The following is a 14,344-nucleotide window of genomic DNA, read 5'->3' on the forward strand; positions in this document are numbered from 1 at the left end:
CAGCTTGCGAGAACTGGTTTGGCCCCGGCGCACCCCCACGCAGTGAGAGGACACCAATCTGCGAGGGAACCAGCTCTCAATGCCATTCTTCACGGGACCGGGCCTGGAGATGCCTCGGGCCCAAGCCCGATCCGGCGTGCGCGCCGCGCATCGCGCGACTGACTGGCACCCGCAAGAGCGTGGAGCATGCCGACGCCGAGGCGGCACGCGGGATCGAGTGCGGCGACGACACCGGTGAAGACGGCAACGGGGTCGTGTTAGCGACGCCGGCATACCCCTGAGCGCCGGCCCTTTTTCCGAGTGCACCCGGCGAGGAGCCCAGGAGCCGTGCGCGAGGCATTGAGGACCGAACTTGAGTCGGCGCTAGATTTCCTCGCGCGCATTCGTCTGCGCGTCATAGATCCGGATTTGAAGCATCGGAAAACGCTTCTTTAGTTCTGCTCCACCTGCCCTGGCGCCGTCTCTGGTTGCGAATTCGGCTCTGAGCCGGCCATCTACTTCTAGCGCGTAAGAAGAGACCGGCAATTCACGGGTGGCTGCAACCATTTCATTTCCATTGTGCAGTGAGGTGGTTGAGAATGATGCGTAGCTTGAGTCGGCCAACCGCACCAGAGCTACCTGGCCGAGTGCGGTGATGGGCCAACGCATGTTGTGGATTGATGCCTCGCACTGAATGGCTACGATGGCCACTCGCGATCGCCCGACCAGGCGGGCAGCTTACCGCTTGCCCGGTGCGTATACGACAAAGCAACGGCTCGACATGGTTGCCCTTCCAAATTCCCTGGCGCAAACGCACGCCCTCATGCCGGGCTTGGTGGGTCCACTTGTGACCGTGGGGAAACGTACTACGAAAGAGCGGCCGCCCGTCGCGCCGCCTGGGTCATGAACAATCCTGTCCTTGTTACGAACGGGGCGGCTGCACCACGAACGATTATGGTGCAGCGCGGAGGTGCGAAAAGCCACAATGCGATTGGCATCAGCGACCATCCCGGCCGGCTCCAAAGAGGGCTCCGGGTTCTGCACGGTCTGCGCAAACGATACCCATTCAGTTACGCAGCGAGCGTTGAGCTGAACTCCCTGGCGCCTTTGTCCAAATCTCAGAGGAAGCGAGACCAGATTTCTTTCGAACATCGGTCTTTTCGTGACAAGAATTTACGGCGAAATGTCATCCCCCTCGTCGAAACCGTCGGCAGCCTTCTGTCTGCCGATGGAGGTTGGCACGAAGCATAGCAAGGTTGCTCCTCCACGCCTGACTTCCACTCAACCGCCGAAATTCACAGGCGCTTTTTGAAAAAGCGCGGGAGAAACAGCGTTCCGAGGTCGGCTTTCTCCTGACATCGCGAGTTTGGCCCTGAGCGATGGGGATCTCCTCCTCAGGTCGAGAGGGTGCGCGCCCAGAGAGAGAGAGACAGAGAGAGAGAGAGAGAGAGAGAGAGACGGGCGAGGCTCGACGGATACCGCGACACGCACACCGGAAGAAATCGCTTGAACCTCACGCAGCGTCAGGTCGTAGGTTCGAAATCACGACCAAGCTTTCATAAAGCACACGTCAAACGATGCGGGCCCAATAACGGACATGATGCGTCCAGCAGTCGAATGTGGCGGCACCGGATCGTGCGTGAACATAGATCAAGAGCTAAAGGTTATTGTCGGGATGAAACACCGCGTAATGATGGTCGCATTGCTCGCTCTCATCACATCTCCGGTCTGCGCGGCGACACTCAGCGGTGCTCCGCGCATCGTCGACGGCAATACGATCGAGATCGAGCAAACCAAGATTCGGCTCTCAGGCATCGAAGCTCCTGAGACTGATCAGATTTGCCTCGACGCCCACGGCCGGAAATGGGCTTGCGGCGTAGCTGCTCGCGACGAGCTTATCAAGCATTCGAACGGACGAACGTGGGATTGTCATACCACAGGAGTTGATGAGTACAGGAGGTCACTCGGCAGTTGCTTCATCGAAGGCGAGGATGTGAACGCCTGGATGGTGCGCTCGGGCTGGGCACTATCGTCGGGTCCATCTAACCATACCTACGCTATCTATGAGTTGGTAGCGAGCACAGGCTATGCAGGGCTGTGGTCGGGCGCGTTCATCGCGCCTTGGGACTGGCGTCGCCGCAACAAGAGGACGATCATCGTCGGCGCGAGCTCGGTTCCGATCGACGCTCAGGAACTCCTGCTCGGATCCGCTCTGCTATCGGACCCGCCCTCGCCCGAGTGTCTGATAAAAGGCACCGTGGACCTCAACGGCGAGCGCATTTATCACCTGCCCGGGCAACTCAGTTACGGACAGATCGACATGACGAAGAAGCCCGGTGAACGCTGGCTCTGCAGCGAAGCGGAAGCCGAAGCCACCGGGTGGCGTAAAGCCGCGCGATGAGGTGACACGCATGCATGCAGGCCGTTCTCCGAATATGTCCTATCTGACCAAGATCGCGCCTTCGCGCCGCTCGCTGTTGCTGTTCGCTGTTTCGGCGGTTTGCCTGCGGCTTGGCAACAACATTGTCGATGCGAAGCAAGCAAAAGCGCCGCCCAAGCCGGATAACCTGCTCTCGCCGGATGCTGCCCTGAAGCGGCTGATGGAAGGGAACGATCGCTATGTCCAGGGTGCGTCACGAGGCGACGATTTCAAGCGCGAGCGCCCGGTTTTGGTTGATGGGCAAAATCCATATGCGGCGGTTCTGAGCTGCGCCGATTCTCGCGTGGCGCCTGAACTTGTCTTCGGCAGCGGACTTGGTGATCTGTTTGTCTGCCGCCTCGCCGGCAACTTCGCCAACGATGACACGCTCGCTAGTATGGAATATGCGGTCGCCGTGCTGAACACGCCGCTGATCCTGGTACTTGGCCACGATCATTGCGGTGCGATAGACGCCACGATCAAGTCGCTCCACGACGATAAGCCGCCGCCGGGGCACATTTCATCCCTCGTCGCTGCGCTTGCGCCTGCGGTAAAAGCATCGCGCCAGCAAACCGGTGACATGTTCGCCGAAGCAACCCGACAAAATGTAATCGATAATGTCAACAAACTCAAATCGACGGGGCCGATTCTGAACGCGGCAATTGAGCAGAACAGACTGAAGGTCGTCGGGGGCCTGTATCGGCTCGACACCGGCAGGGTCGATTTGCTGAGCTGACGCTGGCACCTTCGCGCGGACGGCTAGTCGTTTGCCGCCTGATACAGCGCTTCGGTCGAGTTCCGCGCAATTCGCTCGTCCATCGGCTGCATCAAATGCACCGAATACATTCCGCTCCACAATTGTCATAGCTTCGGGAAGACCTTTGGTATGCGCGGCCTCTTAATTCTCCTCGTATTCTACGTACTCATGTTGGCAACGCGCGGCCAGCACCAAGAAACACTCATACCGCGGCCGACAGCATTCATGCCTCCACGTTGATGCGCCGGGTCAACAGAGGTGGTTCAAGCGGCAGATTGCGGTGCGAGGCATGCTGGGTCTGAGCTCTCGGCGTACGGAACACGCGACATTTCCGGCACGCTCTCACCCGCGATCCGGCAAACCACCTATGGTCCTGCTTATGATCACCAGGCTCAGCCAGGGCCGAAGATCACATAGAGCAGGATTACGACCACCACGACTGCCCAGCCGGCGGATGTAAAGAAAAATGCTACTCGCGTCGGCATCGGACGGTCTCTCCGGCATCAGCCATGTGGGAGACCGCCAGTGTCGGAAAAGCAGCCTCGTTGCATCTGTCTTGGGCCTGTATCCTGGGTTGCGCGCACGACAATTGCGACCACCGGTTCGAGCGGAGAACAATCTTTTGTGCCCTCGCCGGAGTTCGTCAAGCCTGCCGGTCAACTATCGACGAACGCCTTGACGTGCCATCCAAAGAGCGTTCCTGGCTCTGCGCAGGCGGGCCTTGTCATTGGGATTTCCGAAGTGCGCATCGAAAAGGGGCATCTTTTGCGCGCCGGCGCGCACATTTGAAGATCGCTTTGCCGATGCGGACATCAGCCTCATGATCGCGGCCCGCGTCCTCATCGCACGTCGCCCCAGGTCTCTTCGACCAACGCATCGATCATATCGGATACATCAAGTTGCCCGACGTTAAGCGTCAGCGAGATCCGCAACCTTGCCGTTCCCACAGGCACTGTTGGCGGCCGTATCCCGCGGATATCAAAGCCGCGCGCCTGTAGTGCAGAGGCGAGCCGCATCGCGCGGGCGTTGTCGCCCACGACGTAAGGAATGATCTGGGAGTTCGAACGGCTCGGGCGCCCGCACACAACGAGCTGACGATGTGTAAAGTCGATCAGATCGATCAGGCGTTGCTGCCGCTCAGGCTCCTCCTTCAGGATCAAGAGTGCTTCTCGCACCGCGACAGCCATAAGGGGTGATGGCGCGGTGGCGAAAATGAATGGACGGCATCGATTGACCATGAAGTCGCACAATACGCCGGAAGCAGTGACAAGCGCGCCCGCCGCGCCCAGCGCCTTCCCGCAGGTGTGGACCACCACCAGATCTTCGCGCCCCTCATAGGAAGCGGTGAGCCCCCGTCCCTGCTCGCCGTAAACGCCTGTGGCATGAGCCTCGTCCACGACCAGGAACGCCTCGTAGCGCTCGGCGATTGCGACCAGATCTTCAAGCGGCGCGAAGTCACCGTCCATACTGTAGAGGCTCTCCACCACGATCCAGATGCGCCCCATTCCGCCCTTGGCGCGCCAGCCGCCAATCGTATCTTCAACCGACTGTAGATCATTATGGGCGCTTATCCGAAACTCGGCTCGGCCCGCTCGCGCGGCTTCATGAATGCTGGCGTGCACGAGCGAATCGAGCACGAGCAGATCGCCCCGCTGCGGCAGCGTTGTCAGAACAGCGAAGTTTGCGATATAGCCGCCGCCAAAGAACAGCGCTGCTTCCGATCGGAAGAACTGCGCCGCCTCGGCTTCGAGAGCTTCGTGCTCCTCGCAATTGCCGCGCAGCAGCCGTGACCCACCAGATCCGATCGGCGTGCCGGCCTCAAGCGCGGTGAACAGAGCCTTTTTCATGCGCGGCGCGCTCGCCAGGGCCAGATAATCGTTCGAAGCAAAATCAGTCCCTGCGCGCGGCTTTAAGCCGCGCAGTCGATCGTCTCCTCTCAAGGCTTCCAGGGCCGTGGCATAGCTGTCAAGCTTGCCTATATGGGTTGGGTACATTGCTCAATCCGCTAATGCCATCAATCGTGAAACGACTGTGATGGCTACAAAAGAAGATGAAAGGTCCGCCGTGCACTCTTTCAAGCCGGTCGGACGCAACTGTCTCCCATCAACCAGCACGATGCGCGGCCTGCACGTTTTCTCTCCCCGAAGGACGCATAAGTGCAGCCAGTCGCGCGCCCATTAATCGCCACCATGATTGGCAACCGGAGTGCTTCGATTACGTAGGTGACCGCGCTTCGGTTTCGATTTTGGCAGGTCACAGCGTGTCCGTTGATCAACTATCCCGCCCCGCGGCAGCGCGCGACCGCGTCGCACAAACTTGCTCGTATCACCGGCGCGCGACGCATTTGCAGGAAGGTCGAACGCGCGCTGGCCAAAGAAGTCGAGCGCCCCCGGAGCCATCCGTCCGGCGAACAAGTCCCCTGCTGGGAGTGCATGTCGCGACTAAACGCACTCGCATCTCTTAACGCTACCAAACGGCACGTGCTTGACGTCATTCCATAGGATAGTCGGGCAGAACCAGCATATCGAGGCCATCCTCAACACGCTCGCCCATGCCGGTGATGCCGCCGCCGCGCACCTTGATGCCGGCTCCACGCGGAGACACCTGCGCCCCCAATTCTTTGCACCTAAGGGCCTTTCCGAAGGCGCACCGAAAGAAGGAATCGTTGCGGTGCGGACTATTTGGCAGATTGCGCTTCGGCATGCGCGCGCAACCTTCGTACTGACCGGACAAATGCACACTCTCTCAGCGAGAGTGATCTGATCGTATCATAAGCGTACGGTCCGTACCGGAGCGAGCGTGAGAAGATTTCCAGTTTCGGCGCGCCGAACCACCGGCCGTCTTGCCGCACGTCACGGCAGCCGCACCAGCATTGCGATACGGCCAAAATCTCAACGCCTGCTGGAAGCTTTTTGTCTTTCGCTTGTATGAGCGGGGGCACTCTTGCAGCACCTAGGACAGTGACTTGATCGTGCAATGGTAGCGCCTGAAGCGGCCGTCGCGTTTGTTGAACACCTGCCGTCTGACGTCCGTTTCTAACCAACAGATCACCCACGGTCGCTTGCGCTGTTGGTAATGTCAGGAGATCGGAGCGGGCCTGAAACTCCAGTAGGCAAGCCGAGCCCGACTGGTCCGCGGTCGAGCTCCACTTCAGTCGTTCTCCTCCCGCCGTGTTCGGTTGATGACGTCTTGTGCCTGGAACCAGACACGGGAGGCGCGAGCATCCTGCTGGCGCGGCACGGGCCACGTGATTTCGCTCGATTCAGACAAGGCCGGTAGAACATTTTTGATGGCACGTCGATTGCTGGGGAGATGGAAAAGAGCCGCAGGCTTGGGCGACCTCGCGGTCGCCAAGTCAGGAATTCACAACGTGGTTCGAGCCGGCCCGGCCCCAAGTGTGACAAATCGTCCGTTGGAGAAGACATGACAAGACATGCGCGGCCGTCAACCGTCGGAGACATAGTGCAGCAGAGGCGGATCGATCTCGCCGCCGCATATCGGCTGCTTTGCCGGTTCAGCCTCAATGACAGCATCGACAGCCATATCTCGGTCAGCCTTCCCGGCCCTCAAGTCCTTTTCTTTGAGCCAATACGTTCGGGATGCGGTTGGAGTGGCAACCGCCTGCAATCTCATCACAGTCGATATCAACTACGACAGTTTTCGATGATCCCCACCGGTTGGGTATCAATCCGGCCGGCTTCGCCAAGCCCGCGCCATCCATATCAATGACGCGCGGCGTCGATCGGCTCAAGACACCGAGGACAGTTTATGAACACTCCACCAGAGAAGATCACTCCAGAAACCGACGCTACGGCTGCGACCTGGGATAATCTGTCGCCGCTACTCGTCGATATCCGCGCGCGTCGAAACGAGTTCGTCCGCGCGCAGAAGATTCCAGACGAGATCATCGAGGGCTTCAAGCGCGTTGGCGTCTATCGGGCTATGGCCGCCAAGCGATTCGGCGGCGAGGAGCGAACGCCGGCCGATTTTTGTCGCCTGATCGAGCGCATTTCCGAAGCCGACGGCTCCGCCGGTTGGGTCGCCAGCTTCGGCGATGGGGCTCGCTACCTCGCGGCTCTTCCGGACGATACGCTTCGCAAGGTATACGCGAATGGACCTGACGTGGTGTTGGCAGGTGCGCTTTTCCCGCTCCAGCCCGCCAGGCGAAGCACCGACGGATTTGTCGTGAACGGCGTGTGGCCATTCGCCAGCGGCTCACCGGGCGCGGATCTGATAGGCGTCGGCATCACTGTGGAAGACGATCCGACCGGTGGTCTTGCGCGTGTAGCCGTGATGCCGGCCGAGAAGGTGACAATCCGCCCCAATTGGGACGTCATCGGCCTGCAAGGCACCGGCAGCCACGACGTCGTTGTCAACGATGTCATTGTGCCGGAGGAATGGACCTTGATCCGCGGCGGTCCGCCGACACTCGACGGGCCGGTCTATCGTTATCCGTCCGTGGCTTTCGCTGCGCAGGCGCATGCGATTGTCGGCATCGGTATTGCGCGCTCCGCGCTAGACGAGGTGATCGCCATGGCCGGAAGCCGCGCCTCGATCACTGGAGCGCCCGTGATGGCAGAGCGCGCCTATGTCCAGCTGGAGATGGCCAGAGCCGAAGCCATGCTGCGTTCCGCCCGTTCCTTCTTCTACGAGGCCACCGAGGAGCTGTGGAAGGAAGCGCTCAAGGGTGCGGTAAAACTGAGCACGGCGACGCTGATGCGGCTGGCCGCGACGAACGCCGCGCGGCAGAGCGCTGAAGTCTGCAAGATTGCGAGCGGTCTCGCTGGAACTGGGTCGCTCGATACCACCAGCAATCTGGCCCGCGCCATGTGCGACAGCTTCGTGGTCGCCCAGCACGCAGCTTTAAACGAGGGAACGCTCCAGAGCGCCGGCCGCCTCCTGCTCGGATGTGCAGCACAGCCGGGCTTTCCATGAAGTGGTTCATCCACGAGCAATTCCGCACGCCCCGCAGCAACGGATTGCCGGACCTGCGTTATGATGTGGTCTGCCGCTGGAGGACATGGCGGCCTGCCAGCCTTGTTTAAGGGACAAGAGAGAGACCCTTGCGGTCAGCCGCTTCTTAAAACACCACTGCATATCCGCGGAGCATCTCTTCCCCGTCGCAAACATAGCGAGCGCTCTCATGAGTCTCTACGCCCCTGCCTTGATCATTGTCGTGTCGAGCCCGATCCATTTGCATTTCAGCGCAACGACTCGCGGCTCAACTCACGAACCTTCCACGCCGCCGTCGCTGAAAGCGGCGAGCGACGTCCGCCCGGCAGGCCGGTACAGGGACAGACACGCGCTTTTCAACCACCAGGGCAGCAAGACGGGAACGTCAATTGGAAGACAGTGACCTATCCGGCGCGATCGTGCCCGAACCCCGCAGTGTTGCTTACTTCGCGCTTGGGCCGCGCTTACCCCAGCACTTTCAAAGAATCATAATCACCGTAGATAGGCACTCGTCAGCTTCTCGAAAGCCAACCTTCCTAGCATTCGAACCTGGTCTCTAGATGCCGATGCCGCCTATGACTGGACTGGTGACGAACGTGGGATACCCGATCGACGGATCGGCAAGAGACTTTGTTCGAATAAGAGCAAGGAGAGCATTATGGATTCCAATCGGATAAACGGTGCCGGCTCGCCAGGGTCCCCAACGGGGTACGTCCGCACACAGGAGGACCATAATCTATTTAGGCAGGCTATGAGTGAAGCCAGGCCAGCGTCTGCTGCGCCTGCATCGGCAAAGGCTCCGATTTGGCGTTCGAGTGAACCATACGGGACCTTCTCACGCGATGGCTACTCTTGGAACAACGACGTATGGGGTGCGGGCGCTGGGCCTCAAACGATTTCGGTGCATGCAGTCAACCAGTGGGGCGTGTGGTCGAACCAGCCCAATACTGCTGGCATCAAGAGCTATCCGCACGAGGCCTTCAATATCGGAAAACCGCTGAGTTCAATCAACACTCTGCAATCGAGCTTCAATCAGGGTGTTCCCACTAGCGGCGCCTGGGACGTCGCCTACGATATCTGGGACAGCACAAACCAGCATGAGATAATGCTCTGGACCAATTACACCGGAAATCCGGACGGCAGCGGCAACGTCAAACCAATTTCTTATCATTATCGGCAGGATCCTTCCGGGGCGGCGATCCCGGTCTACACCAACGTCGACGTGGGCGGGGCGACTTGGAACGTGTTTGAAGGCTTCAATGGTCACAAGGTCATCTCACTCCTGCGCACTTCGAAGACGAACAGCGGGACAGTGGACATCAAGAGTATCCTGCAGTGGATCAAGTCAAAGGGCTACTTCGGCGACATAAACGTCGGTAGCGTCCAATACGGCGTCGAGATCACCTCGTCCCCAGGGGGAATGAACTTCAATTTCAACGACTGGACCGTGACCTCAAAGTGAAGATCGCGGGCGAAGATGTGATCTGCGCTTTGCCATTGAGCGGCGCCAACTGACGACCTCGGCTTGCCGTTTGCATACGGACAACGTATTCGCCGTCGACATGGGGAATGTACCACATGCCCCTGCGCCACGGCTTGAGGTCGTTCTCGGCCATCCGGCGGGTTTCAGAAGCGGCGAGCTGTGTACGTTACGGACTGACCTCGCTCTTTCATAGACGCGGGATTCGGCTAGTGTCCATCTAACCCTGTGCGTTGACTGGCGGGCCGGTATGCGATTAGCAATGCGCTACGAAGCTGAGACGGGACGAACGCGTCCTACGTTAACATTGCTTGTTCATACGGTCTTTCTTTGCGCATGCGCCCCGGCTCGTCGCCCTGCTGGAACGACATCGGCAAATGTGCATGTATTATTTTCGAGCGATGAGCTGCCGGCCGATAGTGCCCCGAACAGTTGTATGTTTCGGCGAGGCGGTCCGTTTTCTCACCAAGTCGAGGTGGGCTCCCGCTCCCTCATGGCAGTGCAATCGAAGGGGTTTGATGTGCGACCATGACTTTGTCTCCGGCTGCTCCTGGCACTCACCGCCGCCGGGCGCTTTGCTCTGCTCGATCTTACTCGCCGCTGCGTTTACCCTGTGAGGACCACGCCATGAAATCGCTCAAGCTGATCGGCTTTGCACTTGGAGCAGCGATTGTGCTGTCCAGCGCGGCATTGGCGGAGGACATCACCATCGCCGTCGCTGGACCGATAACCGGGAGCGAGTCCGCCTTCGGGCGGCAAATGAAGAACGGCGCAGAGATGGCGGTGGAGCAGATCAACGCTTCCGGCGGCGTACTCGGCAAGAAGATCGCCCTCGACGTCGAGGATGATGGCTGCGATCCCAAGCAGGCGCGATCGGTAGCGGAGAAGGTCGCCGCCGCCAAGATCCCATTCGTTGCCGGTCACTTTTGTTCTTCGTCATCGATCCCTGCCTCGGAAGCCTATGCGGATGGCGGCGTGCTGCAGATCACGCCGGCTTCGACCAACCCGCTATTCACCGAGCGCAAGCTATGGAACGTGGCGCGCGTCTGCGGCCGCGACGACCAGCAGGGCCAAGTTGCCTCCCAGTACATTAAGAAGCACTTCAACGGCAAGAACATCGCCATTCTGAATGACAAGACCACTTATGGTAAGGGGCTTGCCGAGGAGACGAAGAAGTCCCTCAACAAGGCCGGCATCATCGAGAAGATGTACGAGTCCTATAACAAGGGCGACAAGGACTTCAATGCGATCGTCTCGCGCCTGAAGCGAGACAATATCGACCTCGTCTATGTCGGCGGCTATCACCAGGAAGCGGGCCTTATCTTGCGCCAGATGCGCGATCAGGGCCTGAAGACCGTACTGATGTCGGGCGACGCGTTGGCTGACAAGGAATATGCCTCCATCACCGGCGCGGCTGGAGCAGGCACGCTCTTCACCTTCGGCCCCGACCCGCGCAAAAAACCGACGGCGGCTGCGATCGTCAATACATTCAGGTCCAGGAATATCGACCCCGAAGGCTACACGCTCTATACTTACGCTGCTGTGCAGGTCTGGACGCAAGCCGCAACCAAAGTCGGCACCACCGATCCGAGGAAGGTGATGGACACGATCAAAGCGGGCTCCTGGGACACGGTGATCGGCAAACTGGAATACGATGCCAAGGGTGACATCAAGCAGCTCGACTATGTCGTTTATAGGTGGGACGACAAGGGCGGCTATAGCGAGACTAACCCGAGCGCGTTCTGACACATCTTGATCCGACGCATCAAAGCTGGCGTATTCCCGGGGCGGTGATTAACGCCGATCGATCGAGTGCTCCAGGGCAGCAAGTTGCGGCCGGAAGAGATTGAATGTCTGAGCTCGGCCTATGCAAGGCCCCTGCGCTCGCTTTTGCCTGGTTGATCGAGACGACCTTATCGCCGAAATCGTGGCAAAGAAGATTATCGAGATCGGCGCAAGCGGGATTGGCGATCCGGCAGAGATATCAAAGCTCGCCATCGGCCTAAAGCGAGCATCGCGTACATAGCTGATCGTTTTATCTTTACTTCCGATCGATGCACAGCCCGCTCCTGCGGGTTCAAGGCCTCACGGGTTGGACTCAATGGAGCTTATCAGGCTTGACTAATGCAAATCTTTGAGCGGTCGGCAGAGGAGGCGACTGTTCGACAACTTGCAGTCCCATGCTTCCGTGCGACACGTATCGCTCGTGCCCGTTGATCCACGAAGAGCTTCGACCTGAGATTACCAGTCTGGCCCCATGGAGAACAAGGCGGGGCCGCTCCCTCTACCCCCCGGGACGCCGCGCTGCGGATTACAATGGCTTTTGCCTACCGTTCCTCATCTGTCGACTGATCATTCGATATACCGCCGAGCCCGTCACCCGCATTGCGACTTTCGGCCCTCGGCATTTTCCGCGACATTGCGCAAGACGAGCTCAGAAAGCTGCACAACCAGCTGTTTGAGACGCGCTATTTCTTGCCTGCACCGCTCCAACTCGCGCTGTTCATCTGTCATTCTTGATACTTCATAGCGGTTCCCAGCCGCATGATTCATGTTGAACCTCTATCCGACTAGGTAAGCGCGAACGACGGCTCGAGCATACCCCTTGCCCGGGATTGTACCGGCAGACCGGCATTTTTGCGCCAGTAAACATCGTACGCAGCGATCCACGATCTCGCCGCCTCCGCTTAGTGTGCCATCCCGGCTACAGATCTGAGCGTCTCGTACAAAAACTCGCTTGCCATGACGAGCACGAGATCGAGTTTTGTCCCCTCGGGACGGCTCTCGCGCAAATAGCCGCATCGGATCCAATTGCCTTCCTGATTTGCACCTCACATATCAACCAGACCCATCAAGCCTGGAACAACATCCGTCCCAGGCTCACGACGCGATCGCCATTCCTGCTGGAACGGTCCGCCGGTCGTGTTCCACAGATATCAAAACCGCGTCTGCAGTGCGGAGGCGATCCGCATCGCGCGCTTTACTGTCGATGCTTTCTTGACTGGACGGTGACCATTCACCTGCCCGCATGATCGAGAGAAAATCAGACGCGTCGATTTTGCGCAGCGCATTGCGCCAACTCCGCAAAGGAATTGCCTTTTTGCTGCCACGGCGCAATGCGGAAGGCGTCTCGAGCTCAACTTGGCTATGCCCTCCCGAGCCTTGACGCTCGGCTGGAAGGTGATCGCGGCTCGGCGCTGGCCGCCCTGCTTCGTCCTTGTTCGAGAGGCAAGCGGTTTGTCATCGAGATTGGGAATGGGAATGCCCAGGAGGTTGTTATCAGAACTTCTGTGGTGATCCCCACATCGAATATGAGCTCGAAGAGGAGAGCAGAAGAGGTTGAACATCAAAGGAACCGTGCGGAATGATCGAGACCACGCAGCTGGTGGGGATAGTTGATGGTTGGCGTACCCCGGCTATAGAACGGGGCGTTGCTTGCCGCACCAAATGCTCATTGCGCGTCCCGCCCGTCGACATCCACGCCGGCGGTCACCAGCCATACTGGCTTGGCGCCGGCATCGGCGAGAGCCGCTCCAATCAATTCCATCGGCACGAGCCGAACTCAGCTCCTTAGCCGGTTTTGCAGTGCCGGCCGGCTGACGCCGAGATTCTTTAGGTTCAGCGGGTCTGGCTGTCCTGTTGCCAATCCCCTGAGCAGCGCCCGCGTGCCGTCCACGACAAAAACGCCGCAATCATAGCTGTTCTGCTGCTGGGCCATGTCGGCTGGCCTGAAGCTGAGGCCCAGCCGGTTGGCGAGCCCTGCTGCACGCGCGTCGTTGTATCCCCGGATGGAGTCGTAGTGATAGGCGACCGGCCGTTGCCGGTTGCGGCGATCAACGAACAGCAGCGACCAATGGGTGCCGCGTTGATCAGGACGATCGGCATCGTTCATCGGCAGAAACAGGAAGTCGGCAGTATCGTCGCCATTTCGATCGATGAGGCGCTGGAATCGATTTCGCGCCTCGCTGTCGACGGCCGCCAAACGTATCTGATAGTGGGCGACAAGAGGATCCACCAGCTGCGTCCGGACGGCGAGATCCGGATGATTCTCCCGCAGCCACCGCTCGAGCAGCTCGTAATCCCGCTGGATGTGCTCGTCGCCGAGCCATTGGGTATCCCCGAGCACCAGTCCGGAGCCTCGGGACGGGGCCGTCAGGTTCAAACCTCCGAGCTGAGCATCGGAGAGGGGGGCCGGAAATGGCCGCGCGGGATCAGCCTCGTCGTCCAATTCGGATGGCGTCGGCGCGTTCAGGTCAACGAGAGACTCAAGTCCGGCGTAGGTGTCTGAGCGAGCCCTGGCAGCGCGGGCTGACGCGAAGTGAGCGTCGTCGCGCAATTCGGACGGCGTCGGTGCGTTGAGATCGACAAGAGAGTCCAGGCCAGCATAGGTGCCTGAGCGAACTCCGGCCAAGTGCGCCGGCGCAAAGTCGGCATCATCGCGCAATTCGGACGGGGTCGGCGCATTCAGATCGACAAAAGAGTCCAGGCCAGCATAGGTGTCTGAGCGAGCTCCGGCCAAAGGCCGTGGCCCAAAGTGAGCATCATCGCGCAATTCGGACGGCGTTGGCGCATTCAGATCGACAAGAGAGTCCAGACCAGCGTAGGTGTCTGAGCGAGCACCGGCCAAGCGCGATGGCGCAAAGTCAGCATCATCGCGCAGTTCGGATGGCGTCGGTGCATTCAGATCAACAAAGGACTCTAGGCCAGCATAGGTGTCTGAGCGAGCACTCCCGGGGTCCGCGGGCGCAAAGTCAGC

9 protein-coding genes are annotated in these 14,344 nt (G+C 59.5%); 6 read left to right on the forward strand and 3 right to left on the reverse strand.

Features of this window, described 5'->3' with window-relative positions; translation table 11 throughout:
• Positions 1–363 precede the first annotated feature (363 nt).
• Entirely contained in the window at positions 364–690 is a 327-nt protein-coding gene (locus tag BLV07_RS49120) for a hypothetical protein (RefSeq protein WP_244551300.1), read from the reverse strand.
• A 979-nt stretch (positions 691–1,669) separates the two neighbouring features.
• Here BLV07_RS49120 and BLV07_RS34010 point away from each other — a divergent pair.
• From BLV07_RS34010 to BLV07_RS46750, 3 genes are all read left to right on the forward strand, one after another.
• Positions 1,670–2,380: a thermonuclease family protein gene (locus tag BLV07_RS34010; RefSeq protein WP_244551301.1), complete on the forward strand. Its 711-nt coding sequence runs from the start codon at positions 1,670–1,672 to the stop codon at positions 2,378–2,380.
• A 10-nt stretch (positions 2,381–2,390) separates the two neighbouring features.
• Positions 2,391–3,134, forward strand: coding sequence for a carbonic anhydrase (locus tag BLV07_RS34015; RefSeq protein ID WP_091894644.1), 744 nt, complete (start codon positions 2,391–2,393; stop codon positions 3,132–3,134).
• Between the two features lie 546 nt (positions 3,135–3,680).
• A complete protein-coding gene (locus BLV07_RS46750; protein WP_143035570.1) occupies positions 3,681–3,944 on the forward strand; it encodes a hypothetical protein in 264 nt (87 codons plus the stop codon).
• A 50-nt stretch (positions 3,945–3,994) separates the two neighbouring features.
• Here BLV07_RS46750 and BLV07_RS34020 read toward each other — a convergent pair whose 3' ends face one another.
• On the reverse strand, positions 3,995–5,149 hold the full coding sequence (locus BLV07_RS34020; RefSeq protein WP_091894646.1) for an 8-amino-7-oxononanoate synthase: 1,155 nt from the start codon (positions 5,147–5,149) through the stop codon (positions 3,995–3,997).
• A gap of 1,774 nt (positions 5,150–6,923) precedes the next feature.
• On the opposite strand from BLV07_RS34020, the gene BLV07_RS34035 reads away from it, so the two are divergent.
• From BLV07_RS34035 to BLV07_RS34045, 3 genes are all read left to right on the forward strand, one after another.
• A complete protein-coding gene (locus BLV07_RS34035) occupies positions 6,924–8,090 on the forward strand; it encodes an acyl-CoA dehydrogenase family protein (RefSeq protein ID WP_091894652.1) in 1,167 nt (388 codons plus the stop codon).
• 769 nt (positions 8,091–8,859) lie between these two features.
• Entirely contained in the window at positions 8,860–9,570 is a 711-nt protein-coding gene (locus BLV07_RS34040; protein ID WP_244551302.1) for a glycoside hydrolase family 12 protein, read from the forward strand.
• A 645-nt stretch (positions 9,571–10,215) separates the two neighbouring features.
• Entirely contained in the window at positions 10,216–11,334 is a 1,119-nt protein-coding gene (locus tag BLV07_RS34045) for a branched-chain amino acid ABC transporter substrate-binding protein (RefSeq protein ID WP_091894656.1), read from the forward strand.
• Between the two features lie 1,816 nt (positions 11,335–13,150).
• Here BLV07_RS34045 and BLV07_RS34050 read toward each other — a convergent pair.
• On the reverse strand, positions 13,151–14,344 hold a 1,194-nt coding region (locus tag BLV07_RS34050), incomplete at its 5' end, for a Ulp1 family isopeptidase (RefSeq protein WP_244551303.1).

The sequence above is a fragment of the Bradyrhizobium sp. Rc2d genome (genome assembly GCF_900099855.1).
Classification (GTDB): domain Bacteria; phylum Pseudomonadota; class Alphaproteobacteria; order Rhizobiales; family Xanthobacteraceae; genus Bradyrhizobium.